Genomic DNA, 24169 nt, shown 5'->3' on the forward strand with positions numbered 1-24169 from the left:
TTTTTTTTGATCTCACGAAGAGCAGCTTACCGATAGCTGGCTGGACCAGTCCGGCGGGAAGCCTGCGTATTGTTCATTTTCGGGTTGCTCGTCGAACGGACGTGCGAGCAGTGCCAACAGGCGCTCGACTTCGGAAAAGTCTTTATTCTGCGCCTTTTCGATGGCGACCTGTGCCATATAGTTTCGCAGCACGTATTTGGGGTTGACCTGATCCATCGCAAGCTTTCGCGCAGCATCGTCGCTGCCTTCGGCGCGCAAGCGAGCGCGGTAGGCCTCTGCCCAATTATCGAAAGCGGGGCGGTCAATAAACAGGTCGCGCAGCGGTTCATCGCCTTCGGGGCCGCTGGCATGCAAGCCGCCCAGTCGGCGGAAGAAGATGGTGAAATCGGTGTGGTTGGCTTGCAGCACGGCAAACAAACCATCGAGCAGCTCGCGATCGCCTTCCCGCACGGTCGTCAAACCAAGCTTGGCGTGCAGCAGCTTATCGATATGTTGGGCGAACTCAGCTTGGTAGACATCCAATGCTTCCTGCGTTAGCTCCACTTCGCCGATCAACGGCAAGAGCGCTTGTGCCAGTGCATAGCAGTTCCAGTGTCCGATTTGCGGCTGGTTCGAGTAGGAATAGCGGCCGCGGTCGTCGCTGTGGTTGCAGATCTGGTTGGCATCGAAGCCATCCATGAAGCCGAATGGGCCGTAATCGAGCGTTTGGCCTAGGATCGACATATTGTCCGAATTCATTACGCCATGCATGAAGCCGACAGCCTGCCAGTGCGCAATCATGCGCGCTGTGCGGCGGGTGACTTCTTCCAGCAACGCGGCGTAAGGGTTTTCCTCGTCCCGCAGGGAAGGGTAGAAACGATCGATGACGTAATCGGCCAATTGCTTCAGTTCTTCCTGCTTGCGGTTGTAATACCAGTGCTCGAACGAACCGAAGCGGATGAAGGTCGGCGCCATGCGCACGACAACGGCAGCCGTTTCGATCGATTCACGCACAATGCCCTGGTCTGAACCCACTACCGACAAAGCGCGGGTGGTCGGGATGCCGAGGCCGTGCATAGCCTCCGAGCACAGGAATTCGCGGATTGAAGAGCGCAGTACGGCGCGGCCATCGCCCATCCGTGAATACGGAGTCATGCCGGCGCCTTTCAGTTGCAGCTCGACCGGGCCTTCGCTGGTCGCGATATCGCCGAGCAGGATGGCGCGGCCGTCCCCTAACTGGCCTGCCCAGACGCCAAACTGATGGCCGGAATATACGGCCGCCAGCGGTTTTGAACGCTCGGCGACGCGGTTGCCGATCAATACTTCAATTGCTTGTTGAGTTGCAAGTGCCGCGGGCTCCAACCCAATCATGCTTGCGGCGGAAGGGCTTACCGCGACCAGATAGGGCGCCGGCAGCGGCGTTGGCATCAGGTGCGTATAGAACGCAGGCGGCAAACCTGCGAAGGAATTTTCAAACTGGAAGTTAATAGCGCTCATGTCAGGCGCATTGTAACGCAGGCATCGCGGGGTGGTTAGCGCCCTAAGGGAAAGCTAAGTTTCTGTTTGCCCTCGATGCAAGTGTGCTTTTGCTTCAACTGACTTGCTGTCGAAAAGTTTTACAGCTGATGACTGCGAAATCAATATGGCTGAGGTTAACTGGTTGATTCTATTCATTTGTAATTTTCAGGCACGCTTGATGCATAGACTTAGGCATTACAACCAGGCGGGGGATGCCATGAAAATCTTAAATAAAGTGTTGGGTGCTGCTGCTCTGATCCTTGCTGCTTCGATGCCTGTAGCACAAGCCGATGTGGTCTACAGCTTCACGAATCCGGCCTATTCTGGTGCAGATTTGCCGGGCGTCGTTCCTGGCCAGATCTTTGCAACCGGGACGTTCTCGCAAATTGCTAATGGCGACCTGCAATTGAGATTGGACGTAACTTCCCTCGTTGGGGCGTCCATCATCACCGCTTGGTATTTCAACATCAACGTGGACCCTGCAACGTTGTCGTTCGCTAATGCCATCGACCCGGCCGCAGTTGACGCAAGCAGCATGCTCCAGCGTAACCAAAATACCTGCTGCAGCGCTGACGGCACTGGTGAACACGACTTCGCTATCTTCTTTGACCCTAGTACGGCGGAACTGGCCGGCGGCCACTACGCCCTGATTAACATCTCCTCGTCCACTACCGACCTGACGTTGGCAATGCTCGCAGGCCAGCTGTCTGTGATGCCAAACCATACGACCGGCTTTGGCGCTGCCATTCACGTGCAGCGGATCCCTCAAGGGGAAGGCAGCGGCTGGTTCGTGAATTGCATCCCTAGCGCGAATCAGCCTTGCGAACCTCCAGGTGAACCTGAAGGCAACCCTACTCCAGAACCTGGGACTCTGGCTCTGCTTGGACTTGGTTTCGGTGTGATGGCTTATCGCCGTCGCAAACAGTAAGCAACCCAGGCATCGAAATTAAAAACCCGCAGCGAGCTGCGGGTTTTTTTCGTTGCTTACCTCGTCACGCTGACGGAGTAGCTAGACGTGTTGCCAGCCTTGTCTTTCGCAACAGCTTTTACCACGTGGGTGCCGCGGGGTTCACGGTTGGTTTGCCAGTTGTACGACAGGCTGCTGCCTGTGCCGCTGGCCTTGAGTGCACCGTCGATGTAAATCCAGACCGCCAGTTCGCTTGCCGGCTTGTTGTCCGAAGCACTCAGGCTCACAGTCACGTTGCCATTGACTCGGCCAGCAACCGGATTCGTCACGCGAACGGTCGGTGGCGTGGTGTCGGTGGTCACGATGGTGGTGGTGCTGTTGGCTACGTTTACCGAAACCGGCGAAGAACTGGTCACATTGCCTGCTGAATCGTAGGCAATCGCGGTCAAGGAAGCCATGCCGTTTGCAACGCCTTTGGAGTCCCAGCTAAATGCGAAAGGAGCGCTGGTATCGGTGGCAACAACAGTGCTGTTGACTTTCAGCTCGACGCGCGCCACGCCCACGTTATCCGCCGCATTGACCGAAACTGGCACAAGGCCGGAAACAGTGCTGCTACCCAGTGGGGCTGCGATTGCGACGGTTGGCGAACTGGTGTCGGCGACAACCTGGGTGCTGCCCTTGGCCTTCAACACTGCGGCGGCAGCATTGACGCGGCCGTAACCGAAGTAAATGTCGCGGCCGGCAGTGCCGAGGTCCACGGCGGTGGTGAACAGGATGTTCTGTACCTGGTCGGCGGTCAGCGACGGGTTGGCAGCCATCACCAGTGCTGCAGCGCCTGCAGCGACCGGCGACGCAAAGGAAGTGCCGTTCCAGGCGCCATAGCTGCCACCCTTGTTGGTGGTGTAGATGTTCGAACCAGGGGCCGACAAGGACACGAAGGCGCCGTAGCTGGAGAAACTGGAGCGATTGTCGTAGGCGTCGGTGGAAGACACGGCGATCAGGGCGGTGCTAGGGGTGAAGCCTTCGTCACGGTTGTTGTTGTTCGCGGAGACGAACAGCAAGCCGCCTTTGCCCTTCAGGTAGTTACCGGCACTCTGGACGGCGGTGCTGTTGGGCGCATTGGAGAAGGATACATTGACTACTTTCGCGCCATGGTCGGCAGCGTAAGTCACGCCGCTGGCGATGGTCGAGGCGTAGGCATAGCACAAACCATCGCTGCCCTTGTACGCAATACGCAGCGGCATGATCTTCGACTGGCCCGACACGCCGGAAACGCCGGTGGCGTTGTTGCCGGCAGCAGCGGCGGCGCCAGCGACAGCGGTACCGTGGCCGCACAGATCGGAGGTATCGGCGCTATTGCCATAGATGTCCCGGCCGGCGACCATGCGTGGTGCCAGGTCAGGGTGGGTGCCGTCAACGCCGGTATCCAGGATGGCGATGGTGATGCCGGCACCCTGGGTGCTATCCCATGCCGAAGGCGCGCCGATCTTGGCGATGTGCCACTCGCTGCCCAGGTACGGATCGTTCAGCGTTGCCGCAACAGGAACGCGCACGTCCAGTTCGGCAAACTTGAAATGGGGGTTGTGCTTGAGCTTGTTGGCGATGGCCTTTTCGGAACCATGCGGCACATCGATCACGTGGATATTACTCTGGCCGAGTTTCTGGGCTTTGCCTGCGCCAAACGATTTCAGGCTTTTCTCGAACTCATCGGCAGTGATGCCAGCCTGCGGTTCGACGATGATGCGGCCCTCGGCGTAATCGGCTTCAAAATCTGCTGGGGCTGCCACAGCCAGGGGAGCGGATGCGGCGAGGAGGAGGGAGAGAATGGTGTTTAGTTTCTTCATCAGGCGAGTCCTGTTTTCGAAGTTTCAGAAAATGGGACTGCCGCTGCCCTTTCGGGCAGTTTGAGAGCACACCGGGGACTTCAGTGTCACCTGTGTATCTGGCAGTCCAGCCGTCGTCGACGCCGGGGGCGTCATTAGACCGTTGACTTTGCGTCCCATGCTTTCGCATGGTTTGCCTTTGTCAGACTTCAGGTTCAATAGTAACTCGAGTTTTACCGTGCGGCAAATGAATTTGCCCTCGATTTACATCCTGAAACAAATCAATCTGATTAATTATGCAAAGTTGGCTTGCAAGATTGTAGCGAATAATATTATTCAGTCAAATCAATGAGTTAACTAATGGCGCGCGGAAATGTTTATTAACTCAATTTCATTTGGCGCGGTATTAACTGATATTTCCGAGCCATAATAAAAAAAAGCCCGGCCTAAGCCGGGCTCAAACAGGGTTCAGTATTAATTAGCGGGTCACTTGCACGCTGGTGGYGGTGGTGTTGCCGGCTGCATCCTTGGCTACTGCCTGGACGGTGTGGGCGCCCGARGCGATCTTGCGGGTGTTCCAGCTATAGGACAGCGAAGARCCGGCGCCCGAGGCTTTCAGTTGACCGTCGATGTACACGCTCATGTTGATGCCGGCGGCGCCGCTGTTGTCCGAAGCGTTGAGGGTGACGTTCACGGTGCCGCTGACGGTGCCGGAGGTCGGGTTGGTGATGGCCAGCACAGGTGCGGTGGTGTCGGCAACCGGCGCAGCGACGGCGTTCGAAACGTTCACCTGCACGGTGCTGGAAGAAGCCACGTTGCCTGCTGCGTCATAAGCGACGGCCACCAGGTTGTTCATGCCGTTGGCGACACCGGTCGAATCCCAGGAGAAGCCGTAAGGGCCGGCCACGTCGGAGGCGACCACGGTGCCGTTGACCTTCAGGTCGACGCGGCTCACGCCCACGTTATCCGCAGCGTTCACGCTGACCGAAACCAGGCCGGACACGGTGCTGCTGCCCAGCGGAGCGGCGATCGACACAGTCGGTGCCATGGTGTCGGCAGCCGGCATGGACTTGGCGGCAGCCACGGCGGCGGCGGCATTGACACGGCCGTAGCCGAAGTAGATGTCGCGGCCGGCGGTGCCCAGGTCGACTGCGGTGCTGAACAGGATGTTCTGTACCTGGTCGGCGGTCAGCGATGGGTTGGCCGACATCACCAGCGCTGCGGCGCCTGCCGCCACTGGCGAGGAGAAGGAAGTGCCGTTCCAGCCGCCGTAGCTGCCACCCTTGTTGGTGGTGTAGATGTTCGAGCCAGGCGCTGCCAGGGACACGAASGCGCCATAGCTGGAGAAGCTGGAGCGGTTGTCGGCGCTGTCGGTAGACGAGACGGCGATCAGGGCGGTGCTGGGGGTGAAGCCTTCGTCGCGGTTGTTGTTGTTCGCGGAGACGAACAGCAGGCCGCCTTTGCTCTTCAGGTAGTTACCGGCGCTCTGCACAGCGGTGCTGCTGGCGGCGTTGGAGAACGATACGTTGACGACTTTCGCGCCGTGGTCGGCAGCGTAGGTCACGCCGCTGGCGATGGTGGAAGCGTAGGCATAGCACAGGCCGTCAGTGGTGTTCTTGTACGCGATACGCAGCGGCATGATTTTCGACTGGCCCGACACGCCGGCGACGCCGGTGGCGTTGTTGCCGGCAGCAGCAGCGGAGCCGGCGACGGCGGTGCCGTGGCCGCACAGGTCGGAAGAGTCGGCAGTGTTGCCGTACATGTCCCAGCCGGCCACCATGCGCGGTGCCAGGTCAGGGTGGGTGCCGTCCACGCCGGTATCCAGGATGGCGATGGTGACGCCAGAGCCCTGGGCGCTATCCCAGGCAGCCGGGGCGCCGATCTTGGCGATGTGCCATTCGCTGCCCAGGTATGGGTCGTTCAGTGCCGCAGCGACTGGCACGCGGGTGTCCAGTTCGGCGAACTTGAAGTGCGGGTTGTTCTTCAGCTTGGCAACCACCGACTTTTCCGAGCCGTGTGCCACGTCGATCAGGTGGATGTTGCTCTGGCCCAGCTTGCGCGCATTGCCGGCGCCGTTTGCTTTCAGGAGCTTGCCGAATTCAGCCACGGTCAGGCCAGCTTTCGGTTCCACGATGATGCGGCCTTGGGCGAAGTCTTCAGATTGAGCGGCGAAGGCTGGTGCAGCCAGGGTAGCGATGGCGGTAGCGATTGCGGCGGAGAAGGTGGTGATGGTTTTCATGGTGCGAGTCCCTGTTTTCAAAAAATAAAAAACGAGGACTGCCCGCCGGTCTAAAAGCCGGTAGAAGACTGCATCACACAACCGGCACAGGCGTATCAACGCCCATGCATGTGGGGATACTTTTGTCTGGCAGTCCTGCCGTCATGGGGCCGAAGCCCTTTAGACCGATGACTTTGCGTCCCGCAGTTTCCCGCGGTTTGCCCTTATCAGATCTTGCTGTACGGAACTATATGCGGCCAATTGCCGCATGGCAAGCAGAATTTTAAAACTTTTTTTGAATGTCGCAATTAAGTCTGGAATTAAAGAAACTTTAGTTAATTCAATGGCTTGNGCGGCCAATTGCCGCATGGCAAGCAGAATTTTAAAACTTTTTTTGAATGTCGCAATTAAGTCTGGAATTAAAGAAACTTTAGTTAATTCAATGGCTTGCAATATTTCTTTATGTTACTTGTCATTTCGTAGTAACAATAATACTTTTAAATAAAAACGGCTGGCAAATCGAATGAAAATTTATTTGGGCGCATTGGCGACATTCACTTGTACGGCGCTGGAAGTAGTCACGTTTCCAGCAGCATCGTAGGCGAGGGCGACCAGGGTGTTGATGCCATTGGCAACGGTGGTGGAATCCCAGCTGAAGCCGAAGGGGACGGAGCTGTCGGAAGCGACCAGGCTGCCGTTTACCTTCAGGTCGACACGCGACACGCCCACGTTATCGGATGCCGTCACGTCAAACACCACGAGGCCCGAAACGCTGCTGCTGCCACCAGGCGTGGCGATGGAGACGCTGGGTGGCGACGTGTCGGGCACCGGCACAGGCTTGGCGGCGGCAACCGCTGCGGCGGCATTGACTCGGCCGTAACCGAAATAGATGTCGCGTCCTGCCGTCCCGAGGTCGACCGCAGTATTGAATAAGATGTTTTGCACCTGGTCAGCAGTCAGGGCCGGATTTACCGACATAACGAGGGCGCCGACGGCAGCCGCGATCGGGCTGGAAAACGAGGTGCCGTTCACGCCGCCGTAGCCGCCGCCTTTGACGGTGGTGTAAATGCCCGACCCGGGAGCCGACAGCGCGACAAAGGCGCCATAACTGGAGAAACTCGAGCGTGCGTCGTTCGGGTCAGTCGAGGACACCGGAATCATACTTGTGGTCGGGATAAAGCCTTCGTCACGGTTGTAGTTGCCGGCTGAAACGAAGAGCAGACCGCCCTTGCTGCGCAGGTAATTGGCAGCGCTCTGCACCGCCTGGCTGGACGGGACGCTGGCGTAGCTGATATTCGCAATCCTGGCGCCGTGGTCGGCTGCCCACGTGAGCCCGCTGGCCATGGTGGAGAAATACGCGTAGCAGGAGCCGGAACTGACAAAGGCAATGCGGACGGGCATGATCTTGGCCCGGCCGGCGACACCCGCAACTCCCAGTGCGTTATTGGTCACGGCAGCGGCGGAACCGGCAACCTTGGTGCCGTGGCCGCACACGTCGGCTGTGTTGGTATTGTTGTCGTAGCTGTTATATCCCGCGACCATATTCGCAGCCAGGTCGGCATGGGCCGAATCGACCCCGGAGTCGAGGATGGCAATGGTAATGCCCGAACCTTGGGCAGAATCCCAGGCGGTATTGGCAGCAATCTTATTGATATGCCACTCACTGCCGAGGTAAGGGTCATTGGCTGTGGCTGCGACTGGCACCATCTGGTCCAATTCGGCGAACTTGAAATGCGGGTTGTTTTTTAGCCTGTTGACCATGGCCCGTTCGGAGCCTTTGGTTAGTTCAATAATATGAATATTACTTTGTCCTAGCTTCCTGAGCTTTCCAAACCCGCCCGGGGCGAGAAACTGTGACATTGCGTCGACGGTAAGGCCCGCTCTCGGCTCCACCAGGATGCGGCCCGGTGCAAACAATTCTGGCTGGGAGGCGAGGGCTGGGGCCGCAAAGGCGGCGAGGGCGACTACGGTGATAGATTTCATGGTGCGAGTCCTTATGCTTGAACACGTATCAGAATCCAGAAGTCGATATTAGGCGCCGATTTGTTGCGTAGCAAGCGCTATCAGCGGTTTCTTTTGTAAAATCAGATACTTACAATATTCAAGTAATGAAGAACTGCGCACGACCGTTCTATTTCTGGGGTATAGTATCTGCTCGGCACCACCATCAAACCAAGAAGGAAGAGACAATCCATGAGCGCAGACTACGCAGTCCACGGTTCCATCGCCGTCATTTCGCTGAATAATCCTCCGGTCAACGGCCTTGGCCTGGCCACGCGTGCCGCGGCGGTCGAAGGAATTCGCAAAGCCGAGGAAGACAGTGCCGTTAAGGCTGTGGTGTTGACTGGCGCAGGCAAGGCATTTTCCGGCGGCGCGGATATCAAGGAATTCAATTCTCCCAAAGCGTTGACCGAGCCGACCCTGCACAGCCTGATCCGCGCGGTCGAGGGTTGCAGCAAGCCGGTGGTGGCCGCCATCCATTCGGTTGCCATGGGTGGTGGGCTGGAACTGGCATTGGGGTGCCATTACCGTGTAGCGTTGCCTGGCGCCCAGATCGCTTTGCCGGAAGTGAAACTTGGCTTGCTGCCGGGTGCCGGCGGCACCCAGCGCCTGCCGCGCGTGCTCGGCCTGGAGATGGCGCTGAACATGGTTGTCTCCGGCACGCCTGTACTGTCCGAGAAACTGGCTGGTACCGCTTTGTTCGACAAGCTGCTGCCAGCCGGGGCCGACCTGCTTGCCGAGGCAAAGGGTTTTGCCGAAAGCATTGCCGATGTTCGCCCATTGCCGAAAGTACGCGACCGGAAAGTCGATTACCCGAATCATGAAGCATTCCTGCAGTTCAGCCGAAACACCGTCAAAGCGGTCGCCGGTCCGTTCCCGGCTCCGCTGGAATGCCTGGAAACCGTGGCGGCCTCGGTTACCATGGAGTTCGAGGCCGGGCTGAAGTTCGAGCGCGAGCGCTTCCTGCACCTGATGCAGACTACCGAATGCAAATCCCTGCGCCATGCATTTATCGCGGAGCGTGCTGCAAGCAAGATTCCCGATGTCACGGCCGATACCCCCGTTCGCGAGATCCGCAAGGCAGCCGTGATCGGCGCCGGCACCATGGGCGGCGGCATTGCGATGAACTTTGCCAATGCGGGTATTCCGGTCATGCTGCTCGAGACCAGGCAGGAAGCGCTGGACAAGGGTTTGGCAACCATCCGCAAGAACTATGAAAACACCCTGAAGAAGGGCAAGCTGACGCAGGATAAATTCGACCAGCGCGTGGCCTTGATCGGCGGCACCCTGGATTACGCGGCGATTGCCGATGCCGATATCGTCATCGAAGCGGTGTTCGAGGAGATGGGCGTCAAGGAGGCCGTATTCCGCAAGCTGGACGAGGTTATGAAGCCGGGGGCGATCCTGGCCTCCAACACCTCGACGCTGGACCTGGACAAGATTGCCGCTTTCACCAGCCGTCCGCAGGATGTGATCGGAACGCACTTCTTCAGTCCTGCTAACGTGATGAAATTGCTCGAGGTGGTACGCGGCAAGGCAAGCGGCAAAGACGTGCTGGCCACCACCATGGCGTTATCGAAGAAGTTGAAAAAGACCGGTGTGGTGTCGGGTGTTTGCGATGGCTTTATCGGCAACCGCATGATCGAACAGTACTTCCGCCAGGCTGGCTTCCTGCTGGAGGAAGGCGCGTTGCCGGAGCAGGTGGATAAGGCGATTGAAAAATTCGGCTTCCCAATGGGGCCTTTCCGCATGAGCGACCTGGCAGGCAATGACATTGGCTGGTACATCCGCAAGCGCCGGTACGTCGAGAAGCCGGACGTGGTGTACTCCAGGACCGCCGACCTGCTGTGCGAGATGGGCCGTTTTGGGCAGAAAACCAGCGGCGGCTGGTATGACTATAAAGAAGGCGACCGTAAGGCATACCCAAGCGCGGTGGTGAACGAGATGATCGTCAAGCACTCGGCCGATATTGGCGTTGAGCGCCGCCAGATCGGCGAGCAGGAAATTGTTGAGCGACTGATTTATGCGCTGGTGAATGAAGGCGCCTTGATCCTGGAAGAGGGCATTGCCTTACGCGCTTCCGACATCGACATGGTCTACCTGACCGGCTACGGCTTCCCCTTGTACCGTGGCGGCCCGATGTTCTATGCCGACACGGTTGGCCTGGTGAATGTGCTGGGCAGCATCGAGAAGTTCGCCAAGGGTCGCCATAGCGAAGCATGGAAACCGGCCCCGCTGCTGGCCAAGCTGGCAGCGGAAGGCAAGGGTTTCAATAGTTGAAACGGAGCCGCCCGCGTCCGCAGCAAGCCCAGTGTCCCGGCACTGGAAGGTAATCAGGCAATGCGTTTGCGCATGCGCGTCAACGGTACCGAGACGTTGCCGGGCAGCGCAATCGCGAAGTCCTCTACCGATTCAAAGCCGCAGGCAGCATAGAGCGGCACGCCAGGCATGGTGGCCGCAAGTTCCATTGCCAGGAAACCGGCTGCGGCGGCCTCGCGTTCGCAGTGTTCCATCAGCATGCGCCCCAGGCCCTGGCGCGGCGCCGCCGGATCGACAAAGAAAGCCCGGATGCGGGCGGGCTGGGTCGCTTGATCGAGCAGTGGATCTGGTCCCGATTTGTGCCGGTCCCCGCCGAACAGGGTGGCGCGCTTGCTCCAGCCGCCACAGGCCCGCAGTTCGCCATCGCGTTCGATGACGAAGTAAGTTCCATCCTCCACCAGTTGCGTATCGACGCCGAAGACATGGCGCGTCACGGCGGCGGCCTGTTCGTCGGTATAGAAACCCTTGCTGAGCTGGATTCCCGAGCGCCGGATCAGGGCCTCCATGGCCGGGATATCGGCTGTTGTGGCGATGCGCAGTGTGGCTGGATTTGTCATTCGGAAATGCTATCATAGGGTGGCACCCAGGGAGAAACCATGCGCAAATTTGCTGCTGCAATCTTCGCCTTGCTTTGCTGCCTTCCGGCGGCCGCCCGCGACCTGCTGGTGATCGGAACCCATTTCGAACGCGTGTACGAGCGCGGCCAGGAAGGCGAGATCGTCGGCCTGGGACCGGAGGTGGTGCGCCTCATCGCCCAACGCCTGGGGCATCGCGCAGTCTTTGAACTTTACCCATGGGCGCGTGCCCAGGCCCTGGTCGCACAGGGCAAGGCCGATATCCTTGTCGGTCCCTACAAGACATTCGAGCGCCAGCAGCTCATGTCGTTTTCGAAGCTGCCGTTCTACCAGGACCAGATGGTGTTTTACGTCCGTAAAGGCGCGATGCAGGACTGGGATGGGGATTATGCTTCCTTGTCCGAACAGCGCATCGCTATCGTCAATGGCTGGTCTTATGGTGCGGGATTCGACAAGGCCCGTCCGCAGCTAAGGCTGGACGTGGTGAATAGCGTCGACAGCGGGCTGAAAATGCTGGCGGCACAACATGCGCAAATGTTTGCCAGTAATCGCCGCAATACGGAGCCGGTGCTGGGCAGGCTGGGCTTGTCCGGCCAGTTGGCCATGCTGCCGCGCGTAATCGAGGTGCAGGAGGGATACTTCGCATTCCCGAAGCGTCCCGCCGGAGACGCGTTGCGCAAGGAATTCGATGCTGAATTCCAGCGCCTGGTCGATAGCGGGGAGCTGAAGCGCCTCGGCCTGCGGCACGAAGTGAATGTGCCTTAGCGGCGCTCCGGCGTGAGCACGGTCGGCAGCGCCTTCGGCAACGTGGCTGGATAGTCCCGGCTGAAATGCAGGCCGCGGCTTTCCCGCCGCTGCAGGGCGCTGTTGACGATCAGCGAGGCGACCTCCACCAGGTTGCGCAGTTCCAGCAAGTCGCTGGTGATGCGGAAATGGCGGTAGTACTCGTCGATTTCCTCCTTCAGCAGGGCGATGCGGTGTTGAGCACGCTCCAGGCGCTTGGTGGTGCGGACAATGCCCACGTAGTTCCACATGAAGCGGCGCAGTTCGTCCCAGTTGTGGGCAATGACCACTTCTTCGTCGGCATCGGTCACGCGGCTTTCATCCCAATCGGGCAGGTATGGCGTGCTTTCCTTATCCTTGGCGAGGATGTCCTGGGCGCAGGCACGGCCGATCACCACGCATTCGAGCAGGGAGTTGCTGGCGAGGCGGTTGGCGCCATGCAGGCCGGTGCAGGCGGTTTCACCCACGGCATACAAGCCTGGAAGATCGGTGCGGCCGAACAGGTCGGTCACCACGCCGCCGCAGGTGTAATGTGCGGCCGGCACGATCGGAATCGGTTGCCTGGTGATGTCGATGCCCAGTTCCAGGCAGCGGGCATAAATGGTCGGGAAGTGCTCGATCAGGAAGTCGGCAGGCTTGTGGCTGATGTCCAGGTGTACGTAATCTAGGCCGCGCTTCTTGATCTCGAAGTCGATGGCGCGCGCCACGACGTCGCGCGGCGCCAGTTCGGCGCGTTCGTCGTGGGCCAGCATGAAGCGCTGGCCGGCGGCGGCACCGGCTTCCGGCGGCAGTTTGAGCAGCCCCCCTTCGCCGCGGATCGCTTCCGTAATCAGGAAGGACTTGGCGTAGGGGTGGTACAGGCAGGTCGGGTGGAACTGGATGAACTCCATGTTCGATACGCGGCAACCGGCGCGCCAGGCCATCGCAATGCCGTCGCCGCTGGCGGTGTCGGGATTGGTGGTGTACAGGTAGACCTTGCCGGCGCCGCCGGTCGCCATCACCGTATGTTCGGCGGTGACAGTGTGCACCCGGCCGGTTGTCACGTCTTGCACATACAGGCCGTGGCAGCGTGGCTGCGAGCTGGCCGGGCGCGGCCCCAGCTTGTCGGTGGTGATCAGGTCAATTGCGCAATGCTGCTCGAACAGGCTGATATTCGGATGCGCACGCACTTTTTCTTCCAACGTGACCTGCACGGCGTGGCCGGTGGCGTCGGCCGCATGGATGATGCGGCGCTGGCTATGGCCGCCTTCGCGGGTAAGGTGGAAGCCCAGTTCGGCGCTTTCGTCGCGGGTGAAAGGAACGCCGAGGCCAATCAGCCATTCGATGGCCTCGCGTCCATGCTCGACGATGAAACGGGTGGCGCCTTCATCGCACAAGCCGCCGCCGGCCACCAGCGTGTCGGCAATATGCTGTTCGTGGCTGTCGCCAGAATCGAGCACGGCGGCAATGCCGCCCTGGGCCCAGTTGCTGGCGCCATCGAGCAGCGCGCGTTTGGAAATGATGGCTACTTTGCGGCTTTCCGCCAGGTGGAGTGCAACAGAGAGGCCGGCCAGGCCGCTGCCGACAATCACAACGTCGAATTTCATGGGGTTTCGGATTGTTTTTTCGCGTAATAAGCAACAATATAAACTATTTGCCGTTGCGCTGCCTCAAAAGCCCCACTGACGGCATGCTGCATCATGGGCTCATGACCAAGAAAAAGCTGCTCGTGGTGGAGGACGACGTCGGCCTGCAAAAGCAGTTGCGCTGGGCCCTGGACGCGTATGAAGTGGTATTTGCGGGCAACCGCGATGCCGCCCTCGGCCAGTTGCGCCGTCATCAGCCTGCGGTGGTTACCATGGACCTGGGCCTGCCTCCGGAGCCCGACAGCGCGTGCGAAGGCTTGCTGTTGCTGCAGCAGATGCTGGCAATTGCGGCCGATACCAAAGTGATCGTCCTGTCGGGCAACCAGGACCGGGAAAATGTGCTGAAAGCGATGGCGCTTGGCGCCTACGACTTCCACCAGAAGCCCCTGGATGGCGACATGCTGCGCCTGATGGCGGAGCGCGCATTCTTCCTGCACGCCGTCCAGCAGGATAACCGCCGCATGCTGCAGACCGAGACTGACTCTCCATTGGCGGGCTTGGTGACGCGCGATCCCGGCATGCTGCGGGTGTGCCGCAGCATCGAAAAGGTCGCTCCCAGTACCGCCACCGTGATGTTGATGGGGGCTTCCGGTTGCGGCAAGGAAGTGCTGGCGCGCGGCCTGCACGAGCTGAGCGCGCGGCATGATCGGCGCATGGTGGCCATCAATTGCGCTGCCATCCCCGAACACCTGCTTGAAAGCGAGCTGTTTGGCTATGAGAAAGGGGCTTTTACCGGCGCCGAACGGCAGACGCTGGGAAAGATCGAACTGGCGGCAGGCGGTACCTTCTTCCTTGACGAAATTGGCGACATGGCGCTGCCGCTGCAGGCAAAGATGCTGCGTTTCCTGCAGGAGCGCGTGATCGAACGGCTCGGTGGGCGCAGCGAGATTGCGGTCGACGTGCGCATCGTTTGTGCCACGCATCGCAACCTGAAGGTCATGGTCGATGAAGGCCGTTTTCGGGAAGACCTGTTTTATCGCCTGAGCGAGATTGTGCTGATTGTGCCACCGCTGCGCGAACGGATCGGCGATGCAGTGCTGCTGGCGCAGCATTTCCGGCACCGCTTCCTGCAAACCGAGGGCCGTCCCGCGCTGCCATTCCATCCGGACGCACTGGCTGCCATTGAAGCGTATGGCTGGCCGGGCAATGTGCGGGAGATCGAGAATTGCATCAAGCGCGCAGTGATCATGAGTGAAGGCCCGCACATCACGCTTGACGACCTGGGCCTGCCGCCTGGCGCCCCCCAGGCCGAGAATATCGACTTGCGCGATGCGCGCAATGCCGCCGAATACCGTGTCATGGTGAAGGCGCTGGCGCGAACCGGCGGCAATATCGCGCGTGCTTCCGAACTGCTTGGGGTGAGCCGCCCCACGTTGTACGACTTAATGAGCCACCACGGGATCAAGTGACTCGGCTTCGCGCCACTCGCGGGCCGCTTTCAATTGCTGCCGCAGGCCGGGGAGGGGGAAGCCGAGCCCATAAGCTTTATGGGCAGCTTCCAATGCGGCCGGCCATTCCTTTTGCCGTACTTTGGCCAATCCAAGGTTATACCAGGCAGCAGCATTGCCCGGCTGCACCTGTAGGGCCGCCTGCAGTTGCTCGATCGCGTCAGCGTCGCGCCGTAGCGACAAGAGATAAGCTCCGAACAGGGCCCGCGCAGCCCCGTCTTTTGGCACGAAATCGATGGCGCGCTGGAAATAGCATTCGACGCTGTGCCGGGCGCCTGGCGCCTGGTCCTTCTTGATCCGCAACCCAAGCCGTGCCATCGCGGAAAGGGCGCGGGGATGATTGGGGAAGTGCTCCAGCGTATAGCCGATATCGCCGCCTATCGATCCGGACATCCCCCGCTGCAGGGCTTCCACCTGCGGGCCGAAATGGAAAGTCTCGACAACGTTTAGTCCTTTCGCGTCTTCCAGGTCGTAATAGTCGCCGCCGGTGGCGCCTTTGCTGTAAGGCGGACAATCGCTTGCCAGGGCAACAAGCAGGATCAGGTAGGCTGGCATTGCTGTTCTCCATGTTCAAGCGGGCGTGTATCGAATACGAGCTGCGGCCGCGAGCCGGGGCCTGTGGACAGGTGGATGAATGGCGCACGGCTCGCGAACATCAGCTGCCAGCGCCCAAGTGCAAAGAATGTGGCGCTGCCCAGGGGGATTGCGCCGAGCCGCCGGTGCGCGCGCAGCGAACCCGGGTTGAAGGCGGAAATCCTGCTGCAGGTCCATTGAATGCCGCGCGCGTGCATGCACCGGTGCGCCTCATCCCAAAGCCGGCAAAAGGCAGTTCCGAGGCGCAGGTGCGGCTGCACAAAAACGTCATAGTCCCAGCAGGAACCGGGCGATGGCAGGTAATAGCGTGCACGGACTTCGTCTTCTTCGTAGGCGCCGAGCTGGTACCACAGTATTGCCGCGAGCTCCTTGCCCTTCCAGGCCGCGATGCTGTTGCCGCCCTGGCGAAAGCGCGCCGCGACAACTTCACGAGGACGGGGATATTCCGACGGTAAATCGGATAGGCTCGAGATGGTGGAAATCACGAGCTTTCCAGGCACGCTTCGCATCGCGCTGGACGCTACGCGCTGCGCGACGAAATGGTAGCGCCACACGTGCAAGCCGAGAAAACGCAAGGCGCGCGCGGCGGCGTACCAGGTCGCATTGGCGGCGCCCAGTTCCGAAACGGTGTGCAGGAAATGCGTGGACATGGAACCATTACAGCAAAGCTTCGCGCGGGCTCTTTGAGCTAACGCAAGCGGTTTGGCCGGCGCCTTGCATAGACTGGGACCTCCAGGGAGGAATCATCATGCTGACTGTGCTGATGGCCACGTTCAATGGTGTGCGTACTTTGCCGCAGGTGCTTGATGCCTACACGCAGTTGCATAGTCCCGAAGAAGGCTGGCGCCTGCTGGTGGTCGACAACGGCAGCGACGACGGCACGCGTGAACTGCTGATGTCCTACACCAGCAGGCTTCCGCTGCACTATGCCTACGAGCCTCGGCGCGGCAAGAACGCTGCGCTGAACCATGGGCTTGCGCTGGCGATGAAAGGGCCCGAGACGCGCCTGTTCGTATTTACCGACGACGACGCCACGCCGGACCGGGACTGGCTTGTGCGCTACGCGGATGCGGCCACGGAGCGACAGGGCTTTGCGATTTTCGGCGGCAGCATCGTGCCGGATTGGAGCGAGACGCCGCCGGAATGGCTGCTGCGCCTCGTTCCCTGCGGCTTGACCTATGGCCTGACCGACCCGAAACTGCCGGAAGGTCCCGTCTATCCGGGGCTGGTCTGGGGCGCCAATATGGCGGTGCGCGGGGAAGTATTCCGCCACGGGTATCGCTTTGATGAATCGATCGGGCCAGCGGCGGGTGAGTATGCGATGGGCGGCGAGGTCAGCTTCACCCGTTTGCTGGAGGGCGCTGGATTCCAGTCCTGGTTTTGTCCCGCCGCCCGTGTTGCCCACCACATCCGTCCAGTGCAGTTGACGCCAGCCTGGGTGATGGCCCGTGCCCGGCGCTATGGTCGCGGCGCTTGCCGCCTGACCAAGCCTGGCCAGTTTCCCGAACTGTTTGGTGCGCCGCGCTGGATGCTGCGCAAATACGTGGAAGAACTGGGCGGTCTGGCTGCCGCCACGCTGCTGCGGCAACCGGAACGCATCTTCCAGCGCCGCTGGGAACTTGCGTACCTTGGCGGTTATATCGCGGAAGCGTCGGCCGCTACCAAACGCCCGGCCAGCCGGCGCATCGTGCTGACCAGTTTCTCGGGCGAACTCGGTGGGATGGAACTGCGCATGCTTGACGAAGCGCGCTTCCTGAAGGGCGTCGGTTACGACTGCGTTCTGGCGCCGCCGCGTTTTGTTGGCGATGAACGCTGGCGGCAGTCGGCACAGGATGAGTGTGTCGAGATCGCCGACTTGAATGTGGCGCCGATGCTGGAAGAATGGACATGGCGCCACCTCAATCGCTTGCGCGTGATGGCGTTCAGTGCCCCGGCATTGCGAAGGCTGCGGCCGGACCTGGTGCATGTGGCGTTTTGCTGGACCACCTATGGCGCCAGCGCTTTGTGGCTTGCACAGCATTGCGGTGTGCCGGCGGTAATCAGTGTCCACAACGCGTTTCCACATACCGAATTCAACGAATGGCAGCGCAGCATGCTGCAGCGCGCGATGGCGGGAGTGAAGGGCGTCTACGCGGTGTCGGATTCTGCGATGAAGTATTTCCTGGCGCTGTACCGGCAATGGCTCCCGGTCGACGTGAGGCTGGCGGTGATTCCGAACTGCGTCGACATGCGGCGCTTCCAGGCTTCGCCCCGGCGCCGGTCGGCAGCGCGGCGCCAATGGGGAATTGCCGACAATGACGAGGTGATAGGCAGTGTTGGCCGTCTGTCGGCGCAAAAACGTCCGGAAGAATTGCTGGCGATCTTCGCCCTTCTGGCTAAATCACGACCCCGTTTAAAGCTCCTGCTGGTCGGGACCGGCCCGCTGGAATCTTCGCTGCGCGACCTGGTTCGTCGCCAGCGATTGACACGGCGCGTTATTTTTACGGGCTTCCAGGCCAAGGTCGAGTCCATTATCCCCGCCATGGACTTGCACCTGCTGGTCAGCCGCCGCGAGGGCTTCGGGATTGCGACCATCGAGGCGATGGCTTGTGGTGTGCCCGCCCTGGCCACGCGGGTGCCGGGCAGCGAGGACATCCTCGAAGGCAGCGCAGGCGGCTTGCTGATCGCTCCTGGCGATATCGACAATGCTGTCGCCACGATTACCGCCCTGCTCGACGATCCTGCGCGCCGGGCTGAAATGGGCCGCCGGGGCAGGGCCGAAGTGGAAGCGCGTTATGCGGCCCCTGTGATCAGCGCGCAAGTGGAAGCGTTCTACGCTGGGTTGACGTGAAATGCGCGGGATAGCGCGCAATTTCGCGTTCGGTTTCGCTGAAAAGTATCTGCAGGCAGTACTGGCGTTCATTTCTTCGATAGCGCTTGCCCGGTTGCTTTCGCCGTCGGAGATCGGGGTCTATTCGATAGCCGCAGTGCTGACCGGACTGGCGCAGGTATTCCGGGACCTGGGTACCGGCCAGTTGCTGGTGGCGCGGCGCGAGCTGTCGACTGTTGAACAGCGCGCCCTGCTGACAATTTCGATTGGGATGGGATGGTGCCTCGCGCTGCTGCTTGCCGGCCTGGCCGATTCCCTGGCTGCATTCTATCGCCAGCCTGAACTGGCGAGAGTGCTGCGCATCCTGTCGTTGAATTTCGTGCTGGTCCCATTCTCATCGCAGGTGACGGCCGTATTGCGGCGCGAGATGCATGCCGCTGCACTATTGCGGGTTTCAGCGAGCTACAGCGTGACGCAATTCGCAGCCACCATCGCTTTGGCCGCAAGCGGTTTCGGGACAAGTGCGCTGGCTTGGGGAAGCTTTGCTGCGACGGCCATTGGCTTCCTGGCCGCGCTCGTCCAGCAGCCGGCCGGCATGGCCTGGCGCCCGGGATTGCAGGGCGTATGCGCAATGATTCGGCCCGGAGGACTGGCCGTCGCGGGAAATGTCATCGACGAAGTGGGCGTCGTGGCGCCCGACCTGATCGCCGGAAAGCTGCTCGGTGCGGAGGAGGTGGCATTGCTTGGCAAAGCGCAGTCGGTGCTGTCCCTTTTTAACCAGGCGGTGACCAGCGCTGTGTCGCCAGTTGTCTTTCCCTTGTTCGCGAAGCACGCGCGGGAAGGCGGCGATCCCCTGCAGGCATACATCTCGGCAGCCGCTTGTATTACAGCGTTGTCCTGGCCGTTCTTCCTGTTCGCGGGCCTGTTTGCGGGGCCGCTGGTCACGCTGTTGTACGGGCAGCAGTGGCAAGCATGCGTACCTTTGATACGGATCATGTGTGGTGCTGCCGCGCTGTATAGCATGTTCAATATGGGGCGCTACCTGTTGGTCGCCACGGGGCATATCGGGGCACAGGCGAGAATCGACGCAATAGCAGTGTTGGGGCGTCTGGCCATGCTGCTGCCAGCCGGCCTTGCGGGCCTCAGTTGGCTGGCGGTAGCCGTTGCCCTTAGCCTGGTTTTCCGCAGTTGGCTGGTATTGCGATGCCTGCGCGAATTGTATGGGCTGGAGCTTGCGATGTTGCTGCGGGCTCTGCGCAAGAGTGCTTGCGCTACCGGCGCGGCTGTTGCCCCAGCTTGCCTGGTGCTCGTCGCAGCCCCCGGCGGGGAAATGGGCATCGTGCATCTGGCAGGCGGAGCCAGCGCCGGAGCGCTGGGTTGGGGTCTGGCGATTTGGTTGCAGGGACACCCGCTTGCCGGCTTCCTGCGGCGCGCTGGTTGGCAGCAATGACGGAGGTCCTATGCGTATCGGAATCCTGTCCTATCCCATGTTGTTCCAGCGTGAAGGCGGCCTGCAGGTGCAGGTGCGGGAGACTGTTGCAGCGCTAAACCATCTGGATGCGTCGATGTCGGCAGAACTGGTCGATCCGGCACGCCAGAAGCTGAGCGACTTTGACGTCATTCACGTGTTTTCTGCATTCAACGGCAACTTCCGCGTCGTCGAATCCGCCGTGGAACTCGGTCTTCCCGTCGTTCTTTCACCGTTGGTGTCACCGACCTGGAATCGCAATGCCGGCTTCCGGGCGCGGGTGGCGGACCGACTGGCAGGACGCATTTGTTCGTACAACCTGCAGACCAGCTATGCGCAGACCAAGCGCGCACTGCAGCTAGCCGACCTGGTGATTGCCCTTGGCGAGGCGGAGCGGGAAGCGATCATCAATGGATTCCTGACCGATCGCGCCAAGATCCGCGTTTTCCCGAATGGCATCAGCCGGCAATTCTTCACCGCGAAAGGCGAATTATTCCGGCACCGGACCGGTATTGTCGGCCCATTCGTGTTGGCGGTCGGCGCGGTCTCGTCATACAAGAACCAGCTCGGGCTGGCCCGGGCCTTGGAGGGCAGCGAGCTGCCGCTGGTGATGATTGGCCCGGTCGCCCGCGAAGAGCATGACTATCTGCAAAGCATCTTGAAATCGCCGTGGGCGCGCTGGCTGGGTGCCCTGGACCATGAAGATCCCTTGCTGGCCAGCGCGTATGCCGCCGCCTCAGTGGTGGCGTTGCCGAGCCAGGGGGAAATCTTCCCCTTGTCGGTGCTTGAAGCTTTGGCGGCCGGCACACCAGTCGTCATGACCCAGGACAGCGCACTGCAACTCGAGGGTTCGGAAACCATGCTGCGCAAAGTCGCCTGGAATGACCAGGCCGGACAGCGCGATGCGATCGTCGGCCTGGCGTCCCGGCCGCCGGAACGAACCAGCGTCCAGTCGATGGTAGAGCAATTTACCTGGCAGCGCGTGGCTTCCCAGGTTGCCGCCTGTTACCGGGAACTGGTGCCGGCCAAAGCTGCCTGATATTCAGATCCGCGGCCGGTAACGCAGCATCGCGGCGCCTTTTTCGCATGGCAGCGAACTGATTTCGAGTTCCGGAAATTCAGCAGCCCAACGCTGCAAGGCCGTGCGTTCACCGGGGCGCATTGCGTCATCGAGGAAGATCGCTGCCCCGGGGGCCATGCGTGGGAAGAGGATGGGGCCGGCCGGATAGCGCGCGGCATCGCTGATCGCTTGTGGCGGGCCGTCAATCACAACCATTTCGATTGGCTGGACGGTGGACAAGCCGCTGCAGTCATACCATGGCTGCTGGCGGTCGCCGAATGTTTGGGTCAGTAGAGGGGCGTCAATCACTGTCGCCCAGTCCGCGAGGCCGTGCAATTCGAGTTGGCGCCGGGTGCGCCGGGCATAGGCGGGATCATGCTCCAGGCTATACACCTTGCCGCCGCCGTTGATCTGCATGCAGCGCGCCAGGACCAGCGTTGAGGTCCCGCTGCTGCATTCAACGACGCATAAGGGCTTTTCGTCGAGTGCGTAAGCCGCCAGTTCCTGCAGGAAGTCGGGCGACGCGGCCCAGCCACGCGTCAGCGGCAATGCGCGCTGCAAGCCCAGGCTGATGTACAGCCCTTGCAAGGCTTCGAGCTGCCTGAAAAGCGATGCGTGCTCTTGCCGCGAGTCGTCTTTCATTGCATGCACCAGCAGGTGCATATTCCGCACCTTGTGCAGGATATAGGCGCACAGAAGCAGCACGCCGATGGCTGCGGCATCGATCATTCGTAGTACCCGTAATATTGGGCGCCGGGGAAGGCGCGGGATTTGTTGTAGACCAGGTTCACGTGCCGGCAATGTTCGATACGCTGCAGGGCTGCCTGTACTGCCGATTGCGTCGTGGTCTCGGCTTCGACCACCATGACCACCTGTCCCATCTGGGAAACCAGTACGCTGGCTTCCGTGGTCAGAAGCAGGGGCGGCGAATCGAAGACGATGATGCGGTCGGGGTAGCGGCTGGCCAGTTCTTCCAGCAGGCGGCTCATGTTGCGGCTGGCGAGGAGCTCGGTGGCGTTGCGGCTAGCTGGCCCCGATGGCAGCAGGCTCAGCGAAGGCACGTTGGTGCGCAGGATGACGTCTGACAACTCGACGCTGCCATCCAGCAGGACATCCATCAGGCCACGGTCGGCCTGGAGCCCCAAGACCTTCAATACCGAAGGGCGGGCAACATCGGCATCGACCAGCAAGGCGCGAGCGTCCTTTTCCATCGAGATACTCATGGCCAGGTTGACGGCGCAATAGGTCTTGCCTTCCCCTGGCAAAGCGCTGGTGACGACAATCAGGTTGCCGTGCGGGATAGCGCTGGCGCCGCTCAAGCGCGCATCATTCAGCAAGTGCCGCTTGACGATGCGAAAGTCCTCCGCAACCGAGGTGCGGCCACTTTCGTGCGTCACCATTCCCCGTTGGCGCATTCGCACCAGGTTGATGTCGGCATAACCTAGCTCGACCGGCGGTACTACTTCCAGCAAACTGGGCGGTAATTGCATGGAACCTCCATCTATTGGTAGAAAAGGGTGAGTACCATGACGCCGCTATAGCCCAGCAAGAGCAGGGCACTGCCGGCACCCAAGCCCAGCCGATCGCGGGCATGCCGGCGCTTTTCGTCGTCCGTCCAGTTCATGCCGATGGTGCCCAGGACCCGCAAACCGGTCGCCGCGCGCAGTTCCGCTGGACCCAGGAAAGTCGGGCGCAATTCAGACAGGCCCAGTGCCGCGGCCGTGCCGCCGAGCAGGCCGGCCACGAGAACGACGCTGTAGTACATGGGCCGGTTCGGGCCGGTTGGGCGCTGGGGCATGGTGGGCGGATCGATGATCTTGAAGCTCATCATCTCGGTAGTCGTTGTCAATTCTCCCGACAGCTTGGCCGCCTCGCGACGCGCAATGAGCTTCTCGTAATTTTCTTTGTTGACCTGGTAGTCGCGGGTCAGTTGCCCAAGCTGGGACTCCAGCTCAGGCACGGCGTTGCGCTGTTCCTGCAATTGCAACTGCCGCTTCTGCATGGCCTCAACGCGCGCCCGCAAGGCGGCAACGCGGGCTTCCGACTCAGCCAGGGCCACTTTCATTTGTTGGAACAAGGGGCTGTATTGGCGTGCCGCATCGCCGGGGTCCGCCTGCTTCTGGCGCTCCTGCTGCCGCTTCTCTTCGAGTTGCGCGACCAGCCGCAGGGCTGCGACCACGTCCGGATGCTGGTCGGTGTACTGCATGCGCAGGACATCGAGGTTCTTGTTCAAGGCGCTGATGCGGGCATCGAGTTCGGAGACTTCGCCCGGCGTGCCGATTGCGGCCAGCAGCGGTTCGTCGCCGCCGAACTGCGCTTCGATTGCCTTGCGTGCCTGCTCGGCTTCGGCCAGCTCGAGCTGGGCAGTGGCCAGCGATTCGCTTGCACTCAGGAGTTTGCCGCCATAGTCCTGGCCCTCGCGCGGCAGGAGGTAGTTGTGCTTCAGGCGAAATTCCTTGACCAAATTTTCCGCCGCGAGCAAGCGCTCTTCGTAGTTCCTGATCTGCTCGTCGATGAATTGCACGGCCTTTTCGGAGTCGCCTTTTTTCCCCTTGAAGCTGCCCTCCACGAAGATTGACAGCAGCGCCTGCACCACATCGCGTACCTGGCGCGGATCGGAATGTGTGTAATTGATCGTGTAAATGTCGTAAGTGCCGGTACCGTTGATGTGGATACGCTTCAGCATGTCGTCGACCATTGCGTCGTGCTCGCGCGCCGACACCGTGCGCACGTCAAGGTCCACCATGCGCAGCACGCGGTCGATGTTCGGGCGACTGAGCAGGGTCCGGCTCATGATTGCCACTTGCTGTTCGACGTTGGGCGTGGTGGTCATGCCGACCATCAGCGGCTTCAGGATGCTTTGCGTGTCGACGAATACCCGTGCCGTGCTCTGGTATTCGTTTGGCAGGGAATAGACCTTGGCCCAGCCTGCCAGCACGATCAGCCAGGTGATGCTGAATCCTGCCCAGCGATGTTTCCAGATGCCTTTCAGGCTGGACAGCAGTTGGCTGAAGAGATGCTCCATGCTGCGCTCCCTGGTGT

18 protein-coding genes and 2 riboswitches are annotated in these 24169 nt (G+C 60.7%); of the genes, 7 read left to right on the forward strand and 11 right to left on the reverse strand.

Annotation, left to right across the window (positions count from 1 at the left end):
- Positions 1-12 precede the first annotated feature (12 nt).
- Positions 13-1476 (reverse strand): YdiU family protein, encoded by a 1464-nt coding sequence (locus ASD58_RS23225; protein ID WP_082565626.1) that lies wholly within the window; start codon positions 1474-1476, stop codon positions 13-15.
- 145 nt (positions 1477-1621) lie between these two features.
- Between ASD58_RS23225 and ASD58_RS23230 the strand changes: the two genes are divergently transcribed.
- Positions 1622-2425 carry a PEP-CTERM sorting domain-containing protein gene (locus ASD58_RS23230; protein ID WP_057263593.1) on the forward strand — a complete coding sequence of 268 codons (804 nt, stop codon included), beginning with the start codon at positions 1622-1624 and terminating at the stop codon, positions 2423-2425.
- A gap of 56 nt (positions 2426-2481) precedes the next feature.
- On the opposite strand, the gene ASD58_RS23235 is transcribed toward ASD58_RS23230, so the two are convergent.
- The 3 genes from ASD58_RS23235 to ASD58_RS23245 all read right to left on the reverse strand — a co-directional run bounded on the left by ASD58_RS23235 (position 2482) and on the right by ASD58_RS23245 (position 8206).
- Positions 2482-4248, reverse strand: coding sequence for a S8 family serine peptidase (locus ASD58_RS23235; protein WP_057263594.1), 1767 nt, complete (start codon positions 4246-4248; stop codon positions 2482-2484).
- Positions 4249-4345: 97 nt separating this feature from the next.
- A riboswitch (cyclic di-GMP riboswitch) is annotated at positions 4346-4435 on the reverse strand.
- A gap of 270 nt (positions 4436-4705) precedes the next feature.
- Positions 4706-6466 carry a S8 family serine peptidase gene (locus ASD58_RS23240; RefSeq protein ID WP_057263596.1) on the reverse strand — a complete coding sequence of 587 codons (1761 nt, stop codon included), beginning with the start codon at positions 6464-6466 and terminating at the stop codon, positions 4706-4708.
- Between the two features lie 125 nt (positions 6467-6591).
- A riboswitch (cyclic di-GMP riboswitch) is annotated at positions 6592-6678 on the reverse strand.
- A gap of 298 nt (positions 6679-6976) precedes the next feature.
- Positions 6977-8206: a S8 family serine peptidase gene (locus ASD58_RS23245; protein ID WP_057263599.1), complete on the reverse strand. Its 1230-nt coding sequence runs from the start codon at positions 8204-8206 to the stop codon at positions 6977-6979.
- A gap of 432 nt (positions 8207-8638) precedes the next feature.
- Between ASD58_RS23245 and ASD58_RS23250 the strand changes: the two genes are divergently transcribed.
- Entirely contained in the window at positions 8639-10726 is a 2088-nt protein-coding gene (locus tag ASD58_RS23250) for a 3-hydroxyacyl-CoA dehydrogenase NAD-binding domain-containing protein (protein ID WP_057263600.1), read from the forward strand.
- A gap of 53 nt (positions 10727-10779) precedes the next feature.
- Here ASD58_RS23250 and ASD58_RS23255 read toward each other — a convergent pair whose 3' ends face one another.
- On the reverse strand, positions 10780-11322 hold the full coding sequence (locus ASD58_RS23255) for a GNAT family N-acetyltransferase (protein ID WP_057263602.1): 543 nt from the start codon (positions 11320-11322) through the stop codon (positions 10780-10782).
- A 39-nt stretch (positions 11323-11361) separates the two neighbouring features.
- Here ASD58_RS23255 and ASD58_RS23260 point away from each other — a divergent pair, with 39 nt between their 5' ends.
- Complete coding sequence (locus tag ASD58_RS23260; protein ID WP_057263604.1) at positions 11362-12105, forward strand: ABC transporter substrate-binding protein; 744 nt, start codon at positions 11362-11364, stop codon at positions 12103-12105.
- Here ASD58_RS23260 and nadB read toward each other — a convergent pair.
- The gene (gene nadB / locus ASD58_RS23265) at positions 12102-13709 is read right to left on the reverse strand and encodes an L-aspartate oxidase (RefSeq protein WP_057263606.1); all 1608 of its coding nucleotides are present in this window, start codon (positions 13707-13709) and stop codon (positions 12102-12104) included. The genes ASD58_RS23260 and nadB overlap by 4 nt on opposite strands.
- Before the next feature lie 101 nt (positions 13710-13810).
- Here nadB and prsR point away from each other — a divergent pair, with 101 nt between their 5' ends.
- Positions 13811-15157, forward strand: coding sequence for a PEP-CTERM-box response regulator transcription factor (gene prsR, locus ASD58_RS23270; RefSeq protein WP_057263608.1), 1347 nt, complete (start codon positions 13811-13813; stop codon positions 15155-15157).
- Here the strand turns inward: prsR and ASD58_RS23275 are convergent.
- Positions 15131-15751 carry a tetratricopeptide repeat protein gene (locus ASD58_RS23275; RefSeq protein ID WP_057263610.1) on the reverse strand — a complete coding sequence of 207 codons (621 nt, stop codon included), beginning with the start codon at positions 15749-15751 and terminating at the stop codon, positions 15131-15133. The genes prsR and ASD58_RS23275 overlap by 27 nt on opposite strands.
- Positions 15736-16440, reverse strand: a complete 705-nt coding sequence (locus ASD58_RS23280) for a hypothetical protein (RefSeq protein WP_057263612.1) — start codon at positions 16438-16440, stop codon at positions 15736-15738. Before ASD58_RS23280 ends, ASD58_RS23275 begins: the two co-directional genes overlap by 16 nt.
- A gap of 98 nt (positions 16441-16538) precedes the next feature.
- On the opposite strand from ASD58_RS23280, the gene ASD58_RS23285 reads away from it, so the two are divergent.
- The 3 genes from ASD58_RS23285 to ASD58_RS23295 are packed head-to-tail and all read left to right on the forward strand — an operon-like array spanning position 16539 to position 21106.
- Positions 16539-18620, forward strand: a complete 2082-nt coding sequence (locus ASD58_RS23285; RefSeq protein WP_229210080.1) for a glycosyltransferase — start codon at positions 16539-16541, stop codon at positions 18618-18620.
- Position 18621: 1 nt separating this feature from the next.
- On the forward strand, positions 18622-20049 hold the full coding sequence (locus ASD58_RS23290; protein WP_057263614.1) for an oligosaccharide flippase family protein: 1428 nt from the start codon (positions 18622-18624) through the stop codon (positions 20047-20049).
- Positions 20050-20059: 10 nt separating this feature from the next.
- On the forward strand, positions 20060-21106 hold the full coding sequence (locus ASD58_RS23295) for a glycosyltransferase family 4 protein (RefSeq protein WP_057264112.1): 1047 nt from the start codon (positions 20060-20062) through the stop codon (positions 21104-21106).
- A gap of 3 nt (positions 21107-21109) precedes the next feature.
- Here the strand turns inward: ASD58_RS23295 and ASD58_RS23300 are convergent, their stop codons facing one another.
- From ASD58_RS23300 to ASD58_RS23310, 3 genes are read right to left on the reverse strand one after another with little or no spacing between them, the layout of a single operon-like run.
- Positions 21110-21856 (reverse strand): class I SAM-dependent methyltransferase, encoded by a 747-nt coding sequence (locus ASD58_RS23300; RefSeq protein WP_057263616.1) that lies wholly within the window; start codon positions 21854-21856, stop codon positions 21110-21112.
- Complete coding sequence (locus ASD58_RS23305; RefSeq protein ID WP_057263618.1) at positions 21853-22617, reverse strand: XrtA-associated tyrosine autokinase; 765 nt, start codon at positions 22615-22617, stop codon at positions 21853-21855. Before ASD58_RS23305 ends, ASD58_RS23300 begins: the two co-directional genes overlap by 4 nt.
- An 11-nt stretch (positions 22618-22628) precedes the next feature.
- Positions 22629-24152 (reverse strand): XrtA system polysaccharide chain length determinant, encoded by a 1524-nt coding sequence (locus ASD58_RS23310; RefSeq protein WP_057263620.1) that lies wholly within the window; start codon positions 24150-24152, stop codon positions 22629-22631.
- Positions 24153-24169: the final 17 nt, after the last annotated feature.

Origin of the sequence: Duganella sp. Root1480D1 (assembly GCF_001427305.1) — a bacterium.
Classification (GTDB): domain Bacteria; phylum Pseudomonadota; class Gammaproteobacteria; order Burkholderiales; family Burkholderiaceae_D; genus Rugamonas.

Bases quoted from the DNA above. Each gene is read 5' to 3' on its own strand.
- prsR (WP_057263608.1), top strand. From the start codon at position 13,811: ATGACCAAGAAAAAGCTGCTCGTGGTGGAGGACGACGTCGGCCTGCAA.
- ASD58_RS23275 (WP_057263610.1), bottom strand. From the start codon at position 15,751: ATGCCAGCCTACCTGATCCTGCTTGTTGCCCTGGCAAGCGATTGTCCG.
- nadB (WP_057263606.1), bottom strand. From the start codon at position 13,709: ATGAAATTCGACGTTGTGATTGTCGGCAGCGGCCTGGCCGGCCTCTCT.
- ASD58_RS23305 (WP_057263618.1), bottom strand. From the start codon at position 22,617: ATGCAATTACCGCCCAGTTTGCTGGAAGTAGTACCGCCGGTCGAGCTA.
- ASD58_RS23310 (WP_057263620.1), bottom strand. From the start codon at position 24,152: ATGGAGCATCTCTTCAGCCAACTGCTGTCCAGCCTGAAAGGCATCTGG.
- ASD58_RS23285 (WP_229210080.1), top strand. From the start codon at position 16,539: ATGCTGACTGTGCTGATGGCCACGTTCAATGGTGTGCGTACTTTGCCG.
- ASD58_RS23280 (WP_057263612.1), bottom strand. From the start codon at position 16,440: ATGTCCACGCATTTCCTGCACACCGTTTCGGAACTGGGCGCCGCCAAT.
- ASD58_RS23250 (WP_057263600.1), top strand. From the start codon at position 8,639: ATGAGCGCAGACTACGCAGTCCACGGTTCCATCGCCGTCATTTCGCTG.
- ASD58_RS23295 (WP_057264112.1), top strand. From the start codon at position 20,060: ATGCGTATCGGAATCCTGTCCTATCCCATGTTGTTCCAGCGTGAAGGC.
- ASD58_RS23290 (WP_057263614.1), top strand. From the start codon at position 18,622: ATGCGCGGGATAGCGCGCAATTTCGCGTTCGGTTTCGCTGAAAAGTAT.
- ASD58_RS23235 (WP_057263594.1), bottom strand. From the start codon at position 4,248: ATGAAGAAACTAAACACCATTCTCTCCCTCCTCCTCGCCGCATCCGCT.
- ASD58_RS23230 (WP_057263593.1), top strand. From the start codon at position 1,622: ATGGCTGAGGTTAACTGGTTGATTCTATTCATTTGTAATTTTCAGGCA.
- ASD58_RS23300 (WP_057263616.1), bottom strand. From the start codon at position 21,856: ATGATCGATGCCGCAGCCATCGGCGTGCTGCTTCTGTGCGCCTATATC.
- ASD58_RS23245 (WP_057263599.1), bottom strand. From the start codon at position 8,206: ATGGTCAACAGGCTAAAAAACAACCCGCATTTCAAGTTCGCCGAATTG.
- ASD58_RS23255 (WP_057263602.1), bottom strand. From the start codon at position 11,322: ATGACAAATCCAGCCACACTGCGCATCGCCACAACAGCCGATATCCCG.
- ASD58_RS23260 (WP_057263604.1), top strand. From the start codon at position 11,362: ATGCGCAAATTTGCTGCTGCAATCTTCGCCTTGCTTTGCTGCCTTCCG.
- ASD58_RS23225 (WP_082565626.1), bottom strand. From the start codon at position 1,476: ATGAGCGCTATTAACTTCCAGTTTGAAAATTCCTTCGCAGGTTTGCCG.